Consider the following 18,765-nt stretch of genomic DNA (forward strand, 5'->3'; position numbering starts at 1 on the left):
TTAAAGCTGGGGCGTGAGGCGTGAGCGGGCATCCTGAACCACAAACCGGCCCTGAAAAACAGCAACCGGATCGCCCTGCGGCAGATTGTTAGGCGTGCCGCAGAACACTTCAGTCGTCAGATCCAGCCGCCCCTTGCCATGCCTTGCCAGGCTTTTTCGGAAGCGCTCAGGGATTTCACCCCCCGGCAGCCGGCAGATGGCGTAAAAATCTGAATTCACCGGCTCAAGATAATCAATACTGCCGGTCTGCACCACCACGCTGCCTTTCAGGCCGAGATCGGCAAGCGCCAACTCCGTGAGCCCCCAGGCTGCGGTTACAGCAACCGAATATACACTGCCACCAAAGCCGGTGCCCTGGTGGTTGCGATTGGGTTCAAGCGGCGCACTCACAAGCAATGCATTGCCGTCCCACGAATGCAGTTCAATTCCCAGAGCGCGGGAAAGGGGTATTTCCTCGTGAATGCGCTTCTGGAATGCGGAAAGCTGAGTCATAAACTCCTCCTTACAGGACTTGATTTTAGGCGTGTTATTCGCTTTTCCCTATGCGACCAATGTCGATTCCGAAACCAAACAGGCCCGGCTAAGCCGGGCCTGATCTGAGGATAAAAAGCCGTTTATGCGTTACTGCCAGATAACCTTCTGGCGCCGTGCATACCACTCGTTCACCTCGCCTTCGTATGCGTCTTCTACCACGTTTCGCTTGAGCTTCAGCGTTGGGGTCAGAAAGCTGTTCGCAATCGACCACTCATCACTCACAATTATTACAAAAGCCAATTGTTCGTGGGGATCTACCGTTTTATTCACATTGTTTACAAGCTCGGTGAAGCTCGTCTCAAGCTCCTTTCGGAAGCCTCCATCTCCGACTTTCGACCGTATCCCCTCTGCCAGTTGAATGATGGCGAAAGGCTGGGCCTGATTGGCCCCGGAAACACACACCATCTCGACTGACTGATGCGCCATCAGGCGATTCTCAATGGGCGCCGGTGCAATATATTTGCCCTTGCTCGTCTTGAACATTTCCTTCATCCGGCCCGTAATCTTCAGGCGGCCCAGTTCGTCAAGTTCGCCTTTATCGCCGGTTTTCAGAAAGCCATCATCGGTAAAGGTTTCACGGGTTTTTTCTTCATCTTTGTAGTAACCCATCATGGTGGCTGGGCTCTTGACCAGAATCTCACCGTCAGGGCTGATTTTCGTTTCCACTCCCGGCATGGACTCACCCACATACCCGGTACGGGAGCGCCCTGGCTTGTTGATATGGGAGTAAGCAAAATTTTCCGACATGCCATAGCCTTCAAGCAACTCCAGGCCAAGGTTGCGATACCAGTCCAGCACATCGCTGGCGAGCGGCGCAGAACCACTGCCAGCCAGCTTGACCTTATCCAGCCCAAGCCCCTTGAGGATCTTTTTCTTGATCAGCCCACTCAGCACAGGAATCCTGAGCAGCGTATCCAGCTTTTTCTGCGGCAGCTTTTGCAGAACACCCTGCTGGAATTTAACCCATAGCCTGGGCACCGAGAGGAACAGCGTTGGCTGGGCGCGCCTCATATCCTCTACAAAGGTGTCGAGGGAATCTGCAAAGAAGAGGTGAAAACCTGCGTACAAGGACGCCAGCTCAACAAACGTTCGCTCAAATACGTGCGCCAACGGAAGGTAAGACAGCATGCGCTCATCGGGGCCTACCTGCAGGACTTTCATGCCACCATCGGCCGCAAATGCCATGTTGCGGAAGCTGAGCATGACGCCTTTCGGCTTGCCGGTACTGCCCGAGGTATAAACAATCGTCGCGAGCTCATCGGCATCGCGCTCAACCTTTTCTTCAAGAGGCGAAAACCTGGCAATGATATCGTCCCAGGTTTCAAAATCGGTGGGCGGGCTCAGCGGGAAGGAAATGCAGCGAACAGATTCCGGCACGCCGGGCTTCATCATGTCCCAGTCATCCAGCTTGCCCACAAACAGAACATCGCACTCGGCGTGGTTCAACACATAATTGACTGTGTCGGCATTCAGGGTTGGGTACAAAGGTACAGACACATAGCCTGCCATCCAGATCGCCCAGTCCGCCATGATCCAGTTTGCGCAGTTCTTGGAAATCAGGCCAACGCGGCTCTTTTCCGGCAGGTTCAGGGACTTCAGGTACGATGCCATGCGGCGAGCCTCACCAACGGCCCTGGCCCATGTGTATTCCTCTACCTTGCCATCACCGATCGGCTGGGTCATGTACAGCGAGTTCGCCTTGGCGCTCTCCCAGTGATACACCATATCCAGAGGAAGTTTATTTGTTGTGTCCATGGACCTTCCTTGCTTTCGTTATTTGATTTATAAGGGCATTATTTAGACTTTAGTAGGGTATTTCAACACATTATGGGCCATCAAAGCGTGACCCGAGCCACCTGAGCAAAAACTCTCCACTGGAATAACCAATCAGGCCAAGTCCAAGGTAACATGCTCTACCACCTGAACCGCGGGGCTGTGATAAACTCTCGCACCTTACACTGCAACTACCGCAACAAACCTCGGAGATGGGCATATGGCCAGGCACACACTGCGCACCCTGTTGGGCGCGTCATTAATGGCAGTGGCAAGTCTTGCACAGGCGGCAGAGCCACGTGTTGTTGCTATCACACAGATTGTTGAGCACCCGGCGCTGGATGCCGTCTATCAGGGCGTAAAGGATGAACTGGCAGAGCGGGGCTATACAGAAGGCGAAAACCTGAAGATCATGCATGAGAGCGCTCAGGGAAACTCCGCCATCGCCTCCCAGATTGCCCGCAAATTTATCGGTGACAGCCCCGACGTGATTGTGGCCATCGCAACACCTTCTGCACAAACAGTTGCTGCTGCAGCCCGCAACATCCCCGTAGTGTTTGCTGCCGTAACCGACCCGGTTGGCGCAAAACTGGTGAAGAATGCCGAGGCACCGGGCGCAAACATTACCGGCGTAAGCGATATGCTGCCCATCGATAAGCACCTGGACATGCTGCTGCGCGTGGTTCCGGGCGCCAAGCGCATTGGTACCGTTTATAACCCCGGTGAAGCCAACGCAGTGTCGCTGGTCGAGTTGCTTGATGAACGCCTGCAGGCACGCGGACTGACACTGGTTAAAGGTGCTGCCACCAAGACCTCCGAAGTGCTGGGCGCAGCCCGCTCCCTGGTGGGCAAGGTAGATGCCATTTACCTGACAACCGACAACACGGTTATCAGCGCAGCTGAAGCGGTGATTTCGGTAGGCGAACGCGCCAAGATCCCGGTTTTTGCAGCCGACACCGCTACGGTTGCCCGTGGCGCCGTGGCCGCAATGGGTTTTGATTACTACGATCACGGCCGCCAGGCCGGCGTGATGGTTGCACGCATCCTCGAAGGCGAAAAGCCAGGCGACATGGCAGTAGAGACAATGGAAAAGCTCAACCTGTTCGTAAACCCCGAAGCGGGTGAGCGCATGGGGATCACGCTGTCGGATGACGTAATCGCCGAAGCCGCAGAAGTCGTAAAAAGCGACAAGTAACGCCAGACCTACACGGGCGGACTCTGAATACCCATAAAGAGCCCGCCCGTTTTTATTTCACGGTGAACTTTACCCATGCTCAGTGACATTGCACTTTACGGCGCAATTGAGACCGGCCTTATTTACGGCCTGGTTGCTTTCGCTATCTATCTTTCTTTTCGCGTACTCGATTTTCCCGATCTGACCGTTGACGGCAGCTTCCCACTTGGTGCTGCCGTTGCAGCCGTTCTCATTATTGACGGCTGGGACCCCTGGCTGGCAACGGGCTGCGCCGTGCTCGCCGGCATGGCCGCCGGTGCCGTAACCGCCATCCTTAACGTAAAGCTGAAGATTCTGAACCTGCTGGCGTCCATCCTCACGATGATCGCCCTGTACTCAGTCAATCTCCGGGTTATGGGCCGGCCGAACATAGCGCTGCTTGGCGAAGATACGGTACTTACGCCCTGGTATTCGCTGGACCTGCCCTATCATCAGGTTCCGGTTCTGCTGTTTGTGATCGTGATCTTCATTTCGCTGATACTGCTCTGGCGCTTCATGAAATCTGAAACCGGTCTCGCCATGCGCGCCACCGGTGCCAACCCCCGAATGGCGCGTGCCCAAGGCATTGCCACCGGCGCCATGATCATTCTTGGTGTCGCGGTATCCAATGGCCTGGTTGGCCTGGCAGGTGCGCTCTTTGCACAAAGCCAGGGTGCTGCCGATGTCACCATGGGTGTGGGCGTTATCGTTATTGGCCTGGCCTCGCTGATTGGCGGTGAGGCCGTGATTACACCCTCAACGGTTATGCGTGCCCTGATCGGCTGTGTGGTTGGCGCCATTATTTATCGCCTGGCCATTGCCTTTGCCCTGAACGCCGATTTTCTCGGCCTGCAGGCACAGGATCTGAACCTGATAACCGCCGTTCTGGTTACCCTGGCCATTGTATTGCCCGGCATCCGCAGCTCGGTGGTTGGCAAACTTACCCGCAAGAAAGCCTGAGGAGGCAATATGATCAGCGCAACCGATCTGCGGCTTACCTTTGGTAAAGGCACGCCGCTGGAAAACCCCGCTCTCCGGGGCATGAGCCTTACGGTTAATCAGGGTGAGTTTGTTACCGTGATTGGCAGTAACGGCGCCGGCAAGTCCACCTTTCTGAACGCTCTGGCGGGCGAAGTTATCGTTGATAGCGGCACCATTGTTGTCGACAATCTGAACGTGACCAAACTGCCTACCCACAAACGGGCGGGGCGTGTGGCACGGGTGTTCCAGGATCCGCTGGCCGGCACCTGTGAAGGCCTGAGCATTGAAGAGAACCTTTCGCTTGCCATAAAGCGCGGCCAGCGTCGCGGTTTGAGCACGGCGGTAAAAAGGCAGTACATGGACCAGTTCCGGGAAAGCCTTTCCTCCCTGAATCTCGGGCTTGAAAACCGCCTCGGTGACAAGATGGGGCTGCTCTCCGGCGGCCAGCGCCAGGCCGTCAGCCTGCTGATGGCAAGCCTTACCCCATCGGCCATTCTGCTGCTGGATGAACACACCGCAGCCCTGGACCCGAAAACCGGTGCCTTCGTGTTGGCACTCACCACCAAAATCATCGAAGAACAGAAACTGACCGCTTTGATGGTGACCCACAGCATGAAGCAGGCGCTGGAAGTTGGCACCCGCACGGTCATGCTGCACCAGGGCCAGGTGGTGTTTGATATTGCCGGCAAGGATCGCGAAGGCCTGGAAGTGAAGGACCTGCTGGAGCTGTTTGAAACCCAGCGCGGGCTTTCAGTCGATGACGACAGCTTATTGCTGAGCTGAAATTAAAAGGCGGGATGGTTCCCGCCTTTTAATTTTCTTTCTGACATTTCACCAGAACCGCTCCTGGCCTGCCTCCGCGCTCAAAACACCCTCTTTCGGTTGTTTTTTGATCACAACATGTAGTGATTCAGGGCTTTATCGCCCAAGCCCCGGATTTATGGCCGTTTTCATTCTTGCAAGCCATTTCCTCATTGATTTTCTTTGCCGGAAGCAGCTTATCAATAGTTCCACTTAAATTCACAAACCACTATATCCTGTTATACTCACTACAAATAAACCCATATATAGTGTTTTACAGACAACGATCCAGAAGTAGAATCAATAGCACCCAAGCAGATTTTGCAACGTTTTACAGGGATATGGCACCGCCGAAAGAGTGCCATCGACAGACAACAGACATACTTGAAGATTGAGGGTAGCAATGAACGCTAAGGCAGAGGCAGTGGTTACATCGATTCCGATGCAGGACACTTCGCTTGATATCTGGACCAGCAAATATCAGCTCAAAACCAAAACAGGCGAAGCCGTAGACAAGGACATCAACGCCACTTACCACCGCGTTGCGGTTGCCCTGTCGCAGGTAGAAAACAAAGATGTGCGCGCCGAGCACATGAAAAACTTTGCCTGGGCCCTCAAGAACGGCGCCATTCCCGCCGGCCGGATCACCTCCAACGCCGGTGCCGAAGCGCACAAGCCGGCAACCTCTACCATCAACTGCACCGTATCCGGCTCCGTTCAGGATTCCATGAACGACATCCTGGAGAAAAACCACGAAGCAGGCCTCACCCTCAAGGCAGGCTGTGGTATCGGTTACGAGTTCTCTACCCTGCGCCCTAAAGGTGCCTACGTAGCCGGCGCTGGCGCCACCACATCCGGCCCGCTGTCGTTCATGGATATCTTCGACCGCATGTGCTTTACCGTGTCTTCAGCCGGTGGCCGTCGCGGTGCCCAAATGGCCACATTTGATGTACACCACCCGGATGTGATCGATTTTATCCAGGCCAAGCGCGAAGACGGCCGCCTGCGCCAGTTCAACCTCTCGCTGCTGATCACCGAAGACTTCATCGAAGCCGTTCGTAACGACAGCAACTGGAACCTCTCCTTCCCCGTTACCCAGAAGGAAGTAGAAGAAGAAGGCCTGGACCTTACAGACACCAGCCAGTTCGTGTATCGCGACTTCCCGGTACTGACCGGCTATGTGGTTAACGAAGAAGGCAAGGTGGCGTGCCGTATCTATCGCACCCTGAAAGCCCAGTTCATCTGGGACACCATCATGACCTCCACCTACGATTACGCAGAGCCCGGCTTCATCCTGATCGACAAAGTTAACCAGATGAACAACAACTGGTTCTGTGAAGACATCCGCGCCACCAACCCCTGTGGCGAGCAGCCCCTGCCCCCATACGGCAGCTGCCTGCTGGGCTCGGTAAACCTGACCATGTTTGTAGACTACCCGTTTACCGACAAAGCCAGCTTCAACTATGAAAAGTACCGCAAGGTTGTGGGCATCTTCACCCGCATGCTGGACAACGTAGTAGAAATCAACGGCCTGCCCCTGGCCGAACAGCGGCACGAAATTACCAACAAGCGCCGCCACGGCATGGGTATTCTGGGCCTGGGTTCAACCCTCGCCATGCTGCGCATGCCTTATGGCTCGGCAGAATCTGTACAGTTCACAGAAGACGTTGTTAAAGAAATGGCCGTAGAAGGCTGGCGCCAGTCGCTTTCTCTCGCAGAAGAGAAAGGCGTGGCCCCGATCATGAATGAAGACTTCGAAATTACCCCGAAAATGATGGGCAAATGCCCGCAACTGTCGAAAGACGGTTACAAGCTCGGCGACAAACTGCCAGGCCGCGTACTGCACGCCAAGTACAGCCGCTACATGCAGGAAATTGCCAAGGTTGAGCCCAAGCTGGTAGAAGCCCTGGCAGAGAAAGGTGGCCGCTTTACCCACCACACCTCCATTGCCCCCACTGGCACCATCAGTCTGTCGCTGGCCAACAACGCCAGTAACGGCATAGAGCCAAGCTTCTCGCACCATTACGCCCGCAACGTAATCCGCGAAGGCCGCAAGACCAAAGAAAAAGTCGACGTGTTCTCCTTCGAGCTGCTGGCCTACCGCCACCTGGTTAACCCAGGCGCCATGCCCTTCTCCGAAGATGAAGACAAAAAACTGCCCAGCTACTTCACCACCTCAGATGACGTAAGCCCGGCGCAGCACGTAGATATCCAAGCCGCCGCACAGAAGTGGGTAGATTCCTCGATTTCCAAAACCGCGAACGTACCCACCGACTTCGCCTACAAGGATTTCAAGAGCATTTACCTCTACGCCTACGACATGGGCCTGAAAGGCTGCACCACCTTCCGCTTTAACCCGGAAGCCTTCCAGGGCGTACTGGTTAAAGAAACAGACCTTGAAAACACCCTCTACGAGTTCACCCTCGACGACGGCAGCAAAGTGGAGCTGAAAGGCAACGAACAGGTAGAGTACGATGGCGAGATGCATACCGCCGCCAACCTGTTTGACGCGCTGAAAGAAGGCACCTACGGAAAGTATTGATCCGGAACACCGACACAGGACAAAAGACATGACAGTGAAAATCAGCAACAAAATCGTCGGCTACCGGGTGAAAAAAGCCAACACCGACGCACCGAGCGAACAGCAGCCAGCCGCAAAGCCGGAAAGCACGCTCGTGAAAATGAACGAATACATCGAACGGCCGGATTTTCTGGTGGGCACCACCTATAAAATCAAGCCACCGGTGGCCGAGCACGCGATGTACATCACCATCAACGACATCCTGCTGAACGAAGACACAGACCACGAAAGCCGGCAGCCGTACGAAGTGTTCATCAACTCCAAATCCATGGAACACTTCCAGTGGGTAATCGCCCTCACCCGCGTAATCTCTGCGGTATTCCGCAAAGGCGGCGATTTGACCTTCCTGGTGGAAGAGCTGCGCTCGGTATACGACCCCAACGGCGGCTACTTCAAGAAAGGCGGCGTATTCATGCCTTCCCTGGTGGCTGAAATCGGTGCCGTTATCGAGAAGCACCTGAAGGCCGTAGGCCTGATGGAAAGCGAGGAAATGAGCGAAACCACCAAGCGGATCCTTGCCGAAAAGCGTGCCGAGTTTGAATCCACCAGCACCAAGGCAACCAACGACGACACAGCCGGCGACTTCCCGCCCAACTCCACTATGTGTGGTAAGTGCAGCACCAAGGCGGTGATTGTGATGGACGGTTGTGCGACTTGTTTGTCTTGTGGGGATAGTAAGTGCGGTTGAGGTAGTGATTGGCAGGTAAACAGGAAGGCCCGGAGTTTGCGCTTCGGGCCTTTTTTGTTTGTGCCCTCACCCACTGCGGCCTGGCATGCGTGTGACCGCGTCGTTATTGCGCGGTGAGATTACAAATTTTAACGAGGCGACGGTGGTAAATAGCGGTTTTTACGTTAGCTTTGTATACATGTTGCTCGGGAATTGCGTAATCATGGTGAGTGAAAGTGAAGACGTTTAATTATTGAATAATTGAGCGCGCCACCCAATACGCTGTTACGTGTCAAAGAAAGTTTCAAAACTAATCTAGAGATTTGTATGGATATTACTAAGGTTAAGCAAAAAATATACCAATCAATTCTTAATGGTGATGTTTCTAAATCAGTTGTCGAAAATCTTGTAAGAGAAGATGGAACATTACTTTCGAAAGAATGCGAACTTTGGGACTATAAAAAGACATTTGAAGACAGCGCGGATGCATTCTTAAAACTACTAAAGTCAATAATTAGTTTCCATAACACTTTTGGCGGATACATTATTTTTGGCGTGGACGAAGTTGAAAAAGATACTTCTTTTATTATTTGTGGTGTTAAAAAAAATCTTATTGATCAGCAGAAGCTAAGAGGGCAATTTGATCGACACTTTAATAAAAGGCTCGATCTCACATATGAAGAGATTCTAATCTCTTATAGAGAAATTGATTTTCTTGTTGGCTTGCTTCATATTCCCAAAAGAGATAAAAGAACTCATTCAATAGCAGCGATAAATGATGGCGCCAACTCAAAAGGAAAATTGATTTTAGGAAAAGATGCTGTTTATATAAGGAAAATTGATGAGTGTAAACAAGTTGTTGCCCAATCCGATTTTGAATTCCTTGTGTCTGAGAGGAGCTTGTTTTCCGAGGAAGGAGAGTCTAAGCAAATAAGAAAAAATATCATTGAGCATAATTTGCCTGATAAAAACTTTATATGCCCGGAATTTATCGGAAGATTTGAGATACTCCAAGAATTATGGTCTTGGCTTTCAGACGACTTTCAGTACACAAAGGTTTTAGCCGCTGATGGAGGCAAGGGAAAAACATCAATTGCCTATGAGTTTTGTCAGTTAATAATCAAGTCCGGAACAGAATTATTCGAACAAGTAATGTGGTTAACAGCAAAAAAGCAACAGTTCAAAGCGGCCTACAATCAATACGTCGGGGCTCCAGAAACTCACTATAAGGATCTGGATTCACTTCTCAGAGAGATATGTTTGAGAACAGGAACTTTACCAGAAGAGGTAAAAGAGTTTACTTTGCAGCAGTTGCAGAGAGCTGCCAGAGATGGCTTAAAATTGATTCCATCATTTGTTGTCATTGATGATATTGATTCAAACTCACCCGAAGAGCAAAAGCGCATAATGGAAATCGCTCGCTCCATATCAAATACCTCATCTAGAGTTTTGATGACAACGCGAGCCAATAATATTTATTCAAATGATTCTTCTATCTTGGTTCCAGGTCTAAAAGGTGAAGAATATAAAGATCTAGTTAACGCGATATGCGAATCTATTGGTCTTCAAAAATATAATGAAAAAAATATAGAGAAGCTGAATTTAACATCTGAAGGCTCTCCATTGTTCACTGAGTCAATACTAAGATTATGCAAATTAGGAGTTTCTGTAGAAAAAGCTATTGTAGATTGGTCCGGAAAAAGTGGGGATGCTGTTCGGGAAGCGGCATTAAGAAAGGAAGTTTCGGAATTATCTCCTGAAGCAATAAAAATACTATTAACAATTAGTTATGTGGGGTCTTTGTCGCGTAGTGAGTTACACCAATATACAGATTTAGAAAATTCTGAAATTAACACGTCAATTGAGCAGCTAGGAAATCTATTTCTCATTAGTAGTATTGAATTTATTGAAGAAGAACCTAGGTTCGAAAGCACCTCATCAATAAGCAAGCTAGTTCTTTCTATAGCTAACGATATCGTTCCAAACTCTGATCAATACATAAATAGAATAAGAGAAATTTGTGAGGGACTGGAGGCAAATTCACAAGTACATATTCCAGAGGTTGGAGCAGCAGTTAGACAATGCAATTCTCTTTTAAAAGAAGAAAGATTCGATGACTCAAGAAATACTGTTCGTTCCCTTATAAAAAAACCAAGATATAAGGAAAACTCTGATCTATTTTTTATTCTTGCAAAGACTAACTATGAAGACCCTACCGTTAGCGATGACATTGCCAGAAAATCTTTCTCAGAAGCGTTCATTAAAGGCCAGAGGAAACCAGCTTTTTTCGAGATGTGGTATCAAACAGAAGTCAATTACGGAAGTATTAAGGCGATATTTGAGGTTTGCGATAATGCTCTGCGTAGTATCGTGAAATTTGATACACAGTGGGGTGAAAGATATGCATATGCTAGTTATAACTTAGCGATTAGCACTGTAAATTATGATAGTAAAATTCGTTATCTTGTTGCTTGTTATAGGCAGTCATCGAAGTTAATAAAATTATCTAAAAAAGAAAAATGGGAGAAGTTTAAAGATTTGAATATTAAAGTTGTTGACGCTATTTGGGATGAGTCGGTGAATAACGCCATGTATGAGGTTGCCGGACGTGCAATCATAAATGCCATTAACGGTGGAGATATTCGGAGCATAAATTTCAATAGAATGATGGAAGTTTCTCAGTTTTTTATAGACGAGAAATCAGTTTCTGACGAAGCATTTCGAGAGCTTAGGGACTACCTTGAGCGGGCGCCTAATCTTATCCGTGAAGGTGGTGGTAACAGAGAGGCACTTGCTCTAAAGCTGGATCAAGCATATCGAAACATGAAAGCATCGACACGTAACAAGAAAATCCAGGTGACAGCATAGCTGCACCTGATTTTGGCGTTAAGCGCAAAGAGGTAATTCGTGAATTTCAACATAAGCGTTTGTTGCGAGACTTGTGACGAGAAGACAAACTGCCGTTTAGGCATGTCCAATCGAGCATACCAACCACTCCGTTTCCGTTGCGCGTCTTGCGGTTCTCCCATTGATATAACAATGATTCCGGATTTTGAGAATGTGGGCGTAGATATACAGGTTTCCGGAGCTGAACAGGTCAAGACTGATCGCTTCGAGAAAGGTGTTAATTTCGTCGATCTGCATTTGGATTTTCCGGTCAAGTTTGGTGATTACGTGATGGGAATGACTCCATACATGGCGGCTACTATGCGCATCGGTCATAAAGAAATGCAGATGCACTCTTTGCGTGTAAATTATCTAAACGAAGTATATGAAAGAGAAAAAGAAATAAAGTCTATTTTCAACCTATACAAAAAGGGAAAGGCTAACCTTTTCAGGAAAAAGGCACTTTCATTTTTGGGCTCTTCCATGGCCTGCAAGTCTCAGCTTGACCAAAACCGGGCCTTGTATTATGTGATTGAAAAATCGTTTTTCCCGTTTTCTGAACCAGAAAAGAACGTAGATGCGACATCTCTTTACACCGAAAAGCTCATGGAGTTGGAGAAGGCAAAGAAGGATAAGCTCGAGAGGTTTATCAAGGAAATAGTAAACACTGGGTTCCTGAGGAATGTTCAAGAGGACTGCTTAGAGATTTATCCAAGAATAATTGATATTGAACTAATGCTTAGACCAGCATTATTTTTGGATTTTGACAAAGAATACCAAGGCAACCAAGTGCCATATCGTGTGTCCGCGCACGAGTTTGTAGATGCAAAAGATCTGTATAAAGATATTGCCGAGATAATTTCCAGAGCACTAGTTCTGGTTGCGGGATTCAATAATCTCCTTAAGCGCGATAGCCACGACGAATTTGAGAATATACCCGGTGCCCCAAAGGATTTGGATAAGTTTGCTGACTACCCGTTGGGAAAAAAATTAGATTTTATTGATGATCCATGGTACGCATTGGATGCAAACGTAATGGACAATCAACTCCGAAATTCCGTGGCGCATTACAAGGCGGAATATGATGAGGTGTCTCAAGAAATAACTTACTATCCAAAGCGTGAGGGCATTAAGCAGCAAAAATCTGAATCAATGTACTTCTTGGATTTTAGCCGGAGAATACTCATGGCTTTCAGGGAGCTACATAGGATGAATCACTTCACTAAATGCCTTTTCGTCTATTACTATTTAAGGGTTCTAGGTGAAAAAGGAACCCCAGTTTGATTTGTAGCAACTCGCTTAATCGGGTAGCCGGGGGTATCTAACCCCCAGCCCCCACAACACCCTGCATGCGGCTCCGCACAGGGCGTTTCCCAAAAACGCTCAAAGCAAGTCGGCCGATTAGCTCCGCTTACCTCAATGATGGTTTCTGATTTTGCGCCAGCAGTCCTTAATCCGGTCGGATATGGAATCGCTGAGCTGCACAGGCTCCTCATTGATTTTCGGGTTCAGGCCTTCACCCTGTCCCACCCATTACGATGGGCATTTGGCTACTATGCCGTCTGCTGACTTCTGCTCAATCACCGGCGGAGTTACCCCCATCGGCGCTATCGGTGTCCATCTCGTTCGCTCGCAACCGCCGATGGTAACGGCTGCGCCCAGGCTTGATCGACCAGTGGCCTGACTGGTAATTGACTGATCGCTCCGTTGAGCAGATCTCCCCAGATAAGAGCACAAACTTTCCCTGCACTGCTGCATCATTTACGGTGGCCGTTAGATCACGTGGCTTCGTCGTCTGGTGCCAACTCGCCTTCAGCCTACGCCTCATATGATGTTCTTGTTCATCAGCTCGCAGTTTTGCTAGCGGCTTCCTCCAGACCTTTCCTCGCGGATTGGCCCTTGCCATTCGCTAGTGGTTAGCGTCCAATCGGGTAAAACCGACTGAGCGGTGATCTTCCCACAGGGGACTTTCACCCCATTAGTTCATGCCCATGCTGGGCGTACACCAGTGGGTGAAGCTGACCGATACTCCGCTGCGCTCCGTCCCGGCAGCTTACCCAAGGCGTTGAGGCTGTAGAAAAACCCCAAAACGGATGGTTTTTGGTAGCATTGAACAAACAGACAAGGAGCCGTCGGCATGCCCCGCTTCAAGCACTACAACTACGACCAGGACGCCATGGTCGTCATCAACTATCAAGAACAGCTCCAGCCCGGCACCTTTGAACACGCCGTTCATTACCTGATTGAACACAAGCTGGATCTGTCGGTGCTTCACCCGAAATACCGCAACGACGACACCGGCCGGTTGGCCTACGATCCGGCCATTCTTCTGAAAATCATTCTGTTTGCCTACTCCAAAGGCATCGCCTCCAGCCGTGAGATCCAGTGGTGCTGCGAGACCAACATCATCTTCAAAGCCCTGTCCTGCGACACTGTCCCGCACTTCACCACCCTGGCCAAGTTCGTCAGTCTTCATGCCAATGAGATTGAAGAACTGTTCGAGCAGGTGTTGTTGGTGTGTCACGAACAAGGCTTGCTGGGCAACGAACTGTTCGCCATCGATGGCTGCAAAATGTCCTCGAATGCCGCTAAAGAATGGTCGGGCACCTTCAAAGAGCTGGGTGAAAAGCGGGATAAGCTGAAGCGGCTGATTCGTCATCACCTTCGTGAACACCACGAACGGGATATGGTAAGCGGCATCAGAACCTCCCGGACACATAGGATTGCCGGCGAATGAGCAAACTTGCGCCAGTTAATCGCAGGTGATGAAAAAACAACAAAGCGGCTGTAGATCAGGCTCTGTGAAGTGTTTTTATACAGGCTCGTTGGGCAACAAGAAGTGGATCGTTGATTTGGCTCAAGGGGGTGGTATGATATTGTCATACTTCTTCTGCGTTAGGGGCGTTAGCTATGAGCATGCATCGGAAAACCATCACGCTGACTGAACAGCAAGACGACTGGGTAAAAGGTCAGATTGAAAGTGGTCACTTTGGTAATGACAGTGAGTATATCCGCGATCTCATCCGGAGGGACCAGCAGGCCAAAGAACGTCTTGCCACGCTGAGGCAAGCACTCGCTGAGGGTGAGTCAAGTGGGAAACCTAAGCCGCTCGATATGGCAGCTATTAAAGCGGCGGGCCGCAAGCGAATGAAAGCGGCCAATTAGTGCTTAAGCTGAGTGTTACGCCAAAGGCGGAATCAGACCTCATCGGAATTTGGATATATACCTACGAAGAATGGGGTGTTGATCAGGCGGATAAATACTTGGATCAGTTGGGCGAAGGAATGAAACAGTTGATCAACCATCCATCACTTGGCGCAGATTATACCCATGTTTTTTCTGGGTATCGCAGATTACAGGTCGAGCACCACGCGGTTTTTTATCAGGTGCTTGAACCGGAGGTGGTCGTTGTTCGTGTGCTGCACGAGGATATGGATGCACCTGAAAGGCTTCTGGAATAAGGGTAGCTAGGTTTTGGTCCCAGCTTCAAGATTTCCATCCGGTTCCCTGCCATTGTCGCCCAACAAGTAGCGGCACTCGGAAAAATTACTCGCTGGCGCTCCCAATTTTCCGGTGAGCTAGGCGTTGAGACTGTAGAAAAACCCTCGGGCTTAATTTGACGACACTCCTAGGTAACATCTGGTGCGTTTTCGATGGCAAGTTGCTTTATGTTTTAAAATCAGGCGCTATATTTTGGAAAGAATTTTTTTCCACTAATATGCCCTTTGTTTTTCTTATACTTGACTGCAGCAATAATGATGCTGTGCACCGTAGGAGGTATTCACAATGACTTCTCTCGCTCTTGTTGTAGGTGCCGGTTCGGGCTTGTCTGCTGCGATTGCTCGTGCGCTTGCTCAGCGTTCCTATCACCCAATCCTGGTAGCTCGCGATACAACCAAACTGGATGCTCTCTGCGCCGAGGTTAACGGTACTGCACTCCAGTGTGATGCCAGTAAGCCGGATGCCGTTGCTGAGCTATTCAAGACGATCGACGGTATGGATGGCACTCTTGATGTTGCCGTCTACAATCCGAGCCCTTGGATTCGGGGTTCGATCACTGAACTCGATCCGCTTGAAGTGCACAAAGTACTTGAAGTAACAGCGTTCGGGGCGTTCCTGATGGCCCAGCAGGCTGCCACACGGATGCTGAATACTGGCTGCGGCACGATGCTGTTTACCGGTGCCTCCTCTGGAGTGAAGGGCTACGCCAACTCGGCTCCCTACGCGATGGGCAAGTTCGCCTTGCGTGGCCTGTGCCAATCATTGGCACGGGAGCTTCATCCTCAGAATATTCACATCGGGCATGTGGTCATCGATGGCCGTATTGGCAAAACCGGGCAGGAAGAAGACTCAACATCTTCTGACCCAACGTACAGCCCAATGGACCCTGATGAGATCGCCCGGAACTATATACACCTGATCGAGCAGCATCGGTCTTCCTGGAGTTGGGAAATCGAGCTGCGACCGTGGGTTAGGCAATTCTAGTGTGTGCAGCGATCGCGGTTATGACCGTCAAACGAGCAAACTTGAGTCAGTTGAGTCCACAAATTTCTCGGATAAAAATATGAAGTTTAGGGTTGTCGGCACCCCCCCTCTGTCAGCCTAGTTGTCCAGTTGGCGATTTTAACGTCGGAGAATTTTTTATTTTTCTGGGCTTAGGGTCTATAGCCGGCTTAATCGCCTGGTTTAAACTTTTTAAGCCAGGTTCTCCGCGTGAAGGCAACTAATGTGCACATACTTGCTCCCCATGCATTATGTCATCCCTCGGTAGGCACGAGGCGTATGGCTATACTTCCAGCGGTGCACCAAGAGCATTCAACAAAGTGGTCAGCGGGACGCCAACTACGCTGACACATAGGGCTCCTGAAGTCGCGCCCCTGCTGCTGGCGTCAAACAGCACGAAAAGAAATCAAACGTTAGCTCTGTGGTTTGATCAGGAACTTCTCTCCGGTAGCCTGTTTGCCGTAAACCGCCATCGCATCCAGTTGTAAAGCACCAGCCAGGGATACTTCGTGCGTGTAGTGGCTGGCGAACGTGGTTTTGATCTCGGCGGCTATGCGTTTGCGCATGGCGGTGGCGGTGTCCTTGCTCAGTTTTCCTAATGCATTAAACAATAAAAAGCCGTTCACACCCCAGGCAAAACCAAAACTGCGGTTTATCGTGATGGGGCCGCGATCAAGCCCGCCATAAATATAAACCTGTTTATAGATGTCAGATCCATACACTCTGTATTCGGTGATGTTGCGAGACACGGCGGCTTCCATGCAGGTGAGAATGTCACTAGCCAATTTACCGCCACCAATAGGGTCGAACGCGATGGTCGCGCCGGTTTCAATCAGTGCTTGGGTCAGGTCTGCCATAAAGCTGTCGCTACTGGAGTTCACCACGTATTTGGCACCCAATTCGCGCAGCAATGTTTCCTGTTCTGGCTTGCGGACGATATTGACCAGGTCAATGCCGTCGGCGATGCAGATGCGGTTGAGCATTTGTCCGAGGTTAGAGGCGGCGGCAGCGTGAACGATGGCCTTGTGACCTTCAGCACGCATGGTTTCGACCATGGTTAATGCCGTCAGCGGGTTAACAAAGCTTGAAGCGCCTTCGGCTGCAGTCGTACCCGGCTCTAGTTCCAGACAGCTTTGCACCTTGGCACAGAGATATTGGCGGTAGCTACCACCGCCAATTACCGCAACGGTTTTGCCCATCAAGCTTTGCGCAGCGGCTGATGAGCCCGCAGCTACCACTGTACCGGCCCCTTCGTTGCCTACGGGTATAGGCTTGCCAACCCGCTTTTTAACGGCACCCATGAACTTGGCCGGGACATCGGCACTGATGATCGGGCGATCGGCGCTACCGGATTGGCTGGCAGTCGTCATATCGGCCGCGCTGAACATCACTCCCAGGTCAGACGGGTTAATAGGGGCGGCTTCGATGCGGATGACCACTTCGTTTTCGCCGGGCTCGGGGATCTCGATCTCGCGCAGGGCAAGTTCCAGTTTGTTGTCTTCGCTAATGGTGGAAATAAGTTCGATGTTGGTGTCCGACATTTTTTTCTCCTGAAAAAGTTAGGTCGTCTGTCACTTCGCTAACTGGGGTCAGATTAGCATTTCACCAAGCATTTATGTTCATCTGACCCCAATGACACCGACAATGAGCAGATGGGTGGGACAGATGCCAATCGCGCCAGATTTGGAAGCTTTAACTCGAAATGCCAAGTCCGGTGTATAGCCATGCTGGCTTGCATTATGCTGCATCAGCAAGCCCCCCCCTTCCACTTCAGCGTGAGCGTAGGTTTTACCTGAGGATATAGTAATCTCAATGCACATTATAAAAGGATGATAGATATGATTTTCTTTGATGCTGCCCGTTGGCGGGGCGCTACCATTGTGGTGGCATTGTGCGGGTCGCTGGCCAGCTGCGCGGCTCTTTCGCCTGCGCCGAATTTGACCTCCGATGAAAAGAAAGCCCTCAGTACCAACCTGAACGAGAAATACACGGCGTATCAGGATTGCATGGCCAGTGAATCCGATCGCTTCAGCCATATCACATCGGCACCACCTTCAGATATCGCCAAGGGTGCCCAAGCGGGCTGTGAAGCTGCTTTCAGGAGTTATCATCAGGCCGTGACCAAACAGTTTACGGCCTTTGTATCAAGTGCCGGTCAAGCAGAAGCCCGAAGCCAGGCTGACCAGCATGCCAGCGATGCAAAAGATCGCATCTGGGGGCATGTTATCCAACGGGTTCTGATCCAAAGACAATAAATGGCCGTCGAACGAGCAAACTTGCGTCAGTTGAGTCCACAAATTTCCAGGATAAAAATATGAATTTAAGAGTTATCGGCACCATTGGAACATTTCTTTTAGTTTTCCTGGGGCTAATGTATAAAGTTGGCGATTTTAACGTCGGAGAATTCTTTATTTTTCTGGGCTTAGGGTCTATAGCGGGCTTAATCGCTTGGTTTAAACTTTTTAAGCCGGGTTCTCCGCGTGAAGGCAACTAAGTGCTGTAGTTCTTGAGCGCTAAATCTGTATTGCCTAGAATGGCGCTCTTTTTATTTAATGCAGGTCACTACCATGAACGATACTAAAACGCTGCCAACGTTACCGGATCGACTTTCAAGAAATCCCCAGAGCGCGCATCATGTAGCAGAAGTTTTCGAGCAGGATATTGGTATTCGGCTCAATGGCAAAGAGCGTACCAATGTTGAGGAATATTGCATCAGTGAAGGTTGGATAAAAATCGCCTCGCCCAAAGCGCTGGACCGTCGCGGGCAGCCGCTTCTGATGACTTTGAAAGGAAAGATTGAAGCCTTCTACCGTTAAGCAACAAGTC

General features: G+C 50.3%; 16 protein-coding genes and 1 pseudogene. 14 read left to right on the top strand and 3 right to left on the bottom strand.

Annotation, left to right across the window (positions count from 1 at the left end; all coding sequences use genetic code 11):
• Together ACN0V1_RS08155 and ACN0V1_RS08160 are read right to left on the bottom strand one after the other, a co-directional pair.
• The gene (locus ACN0V1_RS08155; RefSeq protein WP_417544517.1) at nt 1-492 is read right to left on the bottom strand and encodes a thioesterase domain-containing protein; all 492 of its coding nucleotides are present in this window, start codon (nt 490-492) and stop codon (nt 1-3) included.
• 129 nt (nt 493-621) lie between these two features.
• Nucleotides 622-2,289, bottom strand: a complete 1,668-nt coding sequence (locus tag ACN0V1_RS08160) for an AMP-binding protein (protein WP_417544518.1) — start codon at nt 2,287-2,289, stop codon at nt 622-624.
• 238 nt (nt 2,290-2,527) lie between these two features.
• Between ACN0V1_RS08160 and ACN0V1_RS08165 the strand changes: the two genes are divergently transcribed.
• The 11 genes and pseudogenes from ACN0V1_RS08165 to ACN0V1_RS08215 all read left to right on the top strand — a co-directional run bounded on the left by ACN0V1_RS08165 (nt 2,528) and on the right by ACN0V1_RS08215 (nt 15,921).
• Nucleotides 2,528-3,502 (top strand): ABC transporter substrate-binding protein, encoded by a 975-nt coding sequence (locus ACN0V1_RS08165; protein ID WP_417544519.1) that lies wholly within the window; start codon nt 2,528-2,530, stop codon nt 3,500-3,502.
• A 75-nt stretch (nt 3,503-3,577) separates the two neighbouring features.
• Nucleotides 3,578-4,480, top strand: coding sequence for an ABC transporter permease (locus ACN0V1_RS08170; protein WP_417544520.1), 903 nt, complete (start codon nt 3,578-3,580; stop codon nt 4,478-4,480).
• A gap of 9 nt (nt 4,481-4,489) precedes the next feature.
• Entirely contained in the window at nt 4,490-5,284 is a 795-nt protein-coding gene (locus tag ACN0V1_RS08175) for an ABC transporter ATP-binding protein (RefSeq protein WP_417544521.1), read from the top strand.
• Between the two features lie 421 nt (nt 5,285-5,705).
• On the top strand, nt 5,706-7,844 hold the full coding sequence (locus ACN0V1_RS08180; protein WP_417544522.1) for an adenosylcobalamin-dependent ribonucleoside-diphosphate reductase: 2,139 nt from the start codon (nt 5,706-5,708) through the stop codon (nt 7,842-7,844).
• Between the two features lie 28 nt (nt 7,845-7,872).
• Nucleotides 7,873-8,571 (top strand): NrdJb, encoded by a 699-nt coding sequence (locus ACN0V1_RS08185; protein WP_417544523.1) that lies wholly within the window; start codon nt 7,873-7,875, stop codon nt 8,569-8,571.
• Between the two features lie 306 nt (nt 8,572-8,877).
• The gene (locus ACN0V1_RS08190; RefSeq protein WP_417544524.1) at nt 8,878-11,418 is read left to right on the top strand and encodes an ATP-binding protein; all 2,541 of its coding nucleotides are present in this window, start codon (nt 8,878-8,880) and stop codon (nt 11,416-11,418) included.
• Nucleotides 11,419-11,589: 171 nt separating this feature from the next.
• Nucleotides 11,590-12,720, top strand: a complete 1,131-nt coding sequence (locus tag ACN0V1_RS08195) for a hypothetical protein (RefSeq protein ID WP_417544525.1) — start codon at nt 11,590-11,592, stop codon at nt 12,718-12,720.
• An 853-nt stretch (nt 12,721-13,573) separates the two neighbouring features.
• A pseudogene (locus tag ACN0V1_RS08200) lies at nt 13,574-14,122 on the top strand (transposase); the annotation flags it as partial.
• Between the two features lie 224 nt (nt 14,123-14,346).
• Nucleotides 14,347-14,601 carry a type II toxin-antitoxin system ParD family antitoxin gene (locus ACN0V1_RS08205; RefSeq protein ID WP_417544526.1) on the top strand — a complete coding sequence of 85 codons (255 nt, stop codon included), beginning with the start codon at nt 14,347-14,349 and terminating at the stop codon, nt 14,599-14,601.
• Nucleotides 14,601-14,897: a type II toxin-antitoxin system RelE/ParE family toxin gene (locus tag ACN0V1_RS08210; RefSeq protein WP_417544527.1), complete on the top strand. Its 297-nt coding sequence runs from the start codon at nt 14,601-14,603 to the stop codon at nt 14,895-14,897. Before ACN0V1_RS08205 ends, ACN0V1_RS08210 begins: the two co-directional genes overlap by 1 nt.
• A gap of 325 nt (nt 14,898-15,222) precedes the next feature.
• The gene (locus ACN0V1_RS08215) at nt 15,223-15,921 is read left to right on the top strand and encodes an SDR family NAD(P)-dependent oxidoreductase (RefSeq protein ID WP_417544528.1); all 699 of its coding nucleotides are present in this window, start codon (nt 15,223-15,225) and stop codon (nt 15,919-15,921) included.
• 431 nt (nt 15,922-16,352) lie between these two features.
• Here ACN0V1_RS08215 and ACN0V1_RS08220 read toward each other — a convergent pair whose 3' ends face one another.
• Entirely contained in the window at nt 16,353-17,480 is a 1,128-nt protein-coding gene (locus ACN0V1_RS08220) for a zinc-binding dehydrogenase (protein ID WP_417544529.1), read from the bottom strand.
• A 297-nt stretch (nt 17,481-17,777) separates the two neighbouring features.
• Between ACN0V1_RS08220 and ACN0V1_RS08225 the strand changes: the two genes are divergently transcribed.
• The 3 genes from ACN0V1_RS08225 to ACN0V1_RS08235 all read left to right on the top strand — a co-directional run bounded on the left by ACN0V1_RS08225 (nt 17,778) and on the right by ACN0V1_RS08235 (nt 18,755).
• Nucleotides 17,778-18,194: a hypothetical protein gene (locus ACN0V1_RS08225; protein WP_417544530.1), complete on the top strand. Its 417-nt coding sequence runs from the start codon at nt 17,778-17,780 to the stop codon at nt 18,192-18,194.
• A gap of 59 nt (nt 18,195-18,253) precedes the next feature.
• Complete coding sequence (locus ACN0V1_RS08230; protein ID WP_417544531.1) at nt 18,254-18,433, top strand: hypothetical protein; 180 nt, start codon at nt 18,254-18,256, stop codon at nt 18,431-18,433.
• 73 nt (nt 18,434-18,506) lie between these two features.
• The gene (locus ACN0V1_RS08235; RefSeq protein ID WP_417544532.1) at nt 18,507-18,755 is read left to right on the top strand and encodes a DUF3297 family protein; all 249 of its coding nucleotides are present in this window, start codon (nt 18,507-18,509) and stop codon (nt 18,753-18,755) included.
• Nucleotides 18,756-18,765 lie beyond the last annotated feature (10 nt).

This window comes from Marinobacter sp., assembly GCF_048266785.1.
Lineage (GTDB): Bacteria > Pseudomonadota > Gammaproteobacteria > Pseudomonadales > Oleiphilaceae > Marinobacter.